Below are 1,108 nucleotides of genomic sequence, written 5' to 3'. Positions count from 1 at the left end.
CTCGTGCCGCACTAGGCAAATCCGCGAGGAGTGGCCACGCGGATGTATGTTGGCGCCAATGCCGAGCAGGTCGCTCACCGCGGTCAAACGCGAATCGGCGGCTACGAGCAGCCGAGCGGCCAATTGCCTGCCATCAGAAAGCGTTATGACCGCCTCGTCGTCGCTGGTTGTTGCATTCACGACCGAGTTGCCGCACAGCAGCCGGGCATGATCCTGGAAGTAGACAATTTTGAACAGGGCATCGCGGATCCGACAATTTGGGACCAGAAATCCGAGTGGTTCCCCAGATCCGCTGCGAGTATCGAAGCACAGGGCGAAAGGGCTCGATCCGTTGAGCACGCGCGCGCCATGAAGCGGTGAGTTGTCAGATGCGGGCATGGCGTCCCAGGCGCCGAGCTCGCGAAGGATTCTCACCGATGCGGGCGTCAGCGCGATCTCGCGACCGTCGAAAGCCGGATTCGCCAGGCTGTCGATCGACTGCCGTTCAACCACTGCCACCTTGAGTCGGCTCAGGGCGAGCGATGCTGCGAAGGCAAGTCCGACCGGCCCAGCTCCGACGACAATGATGTCGAATGTGTCGACAGAGCCGGCCATCAGCGTGCCGCCATAGCGGCTATCTGCGATACGAAGCGCTCTTGAAGCATCGCAATCACCCACGGTTTGCCGCTCATCTCCCCATCGTCGATAGACATGCGTTCTCCGTTGGAAGCCTGGTCAATGAAACCACGCCGACGAAGAGATAACGCTGATCTGGATCAACCAGGCTCGATAACCCGGCAACGGCGGGTTCACGGTCGAGTGGTCGATTGCCGTGAAAACGTTTGCATGTCTAGGCATTCTGAATGGTCGGCTTCCCAATCGCGGGCCCCTACTGGCCAAAGGTTCGGCAACGTATTGTGGCTGATCCGTTCTTCGCACGCGCGCCGATATCATCATGACGAGGCAATCCAGCAAAGACTCGGTCGACTGACGACCAGCATCCGCACGGTCGTTGGGCGCCGCCAACCGGTTCAGCCTCGCGGCTCTTCCCGATCGATAAGGATCCGCTGGGCGGAGCCGTCGAGATCTTCGTATTGGCCGCTCTTCATATCCACAGGAAGCGCCGGTC

At 60.4% G+C, this 1,108-nt stretch carries 2 protein-coding genes; both read right to left on the bottom strand.

The genetic code is table 11. The features are described from left to right. A partial coding sequence (locus tag NKH35_RS31800; protein WP_352917578.1) for an FAD-dependent monooxygenase occupies positions 1 to 594 on the bottom strand: 594 nt, incomplete at its 3' end. Positions 595 to 1,010: 416 nt separating this feature from the next. Continuing rightward, positions 1,011 to 1,088 carry a cbb3-type cytochrome oxidase assembly protein CcoS gene (gene ccoS / locus NKH35_RS31795; protein ID WP_023689415.1) on the bottom strand — a complete coding sequence of 26 codons (78 nt, stop codon included), beginning with the start codon at positions 1,086 to 1,088 and terminating at the stop codon, positions 1,011 to 1,013. Between the last annotated feature and the right edge of the window lie 20 nt (positions 1,089 to 1,108).

Origin of the sequence: Mesorhizobium sp. M1143, assembly GCF_040318435.1 — a bacterium.
GTDB lineage: Bacteria > Pseudomonadota > Alphaproteobacteria > Rhizobiales > Rhizobiaceae > Mesorhizobium.
Note: the sequence above shows the minus strand (reverse complement) of the source record. Positions and strands in the feature narration are given on the sequence as shown.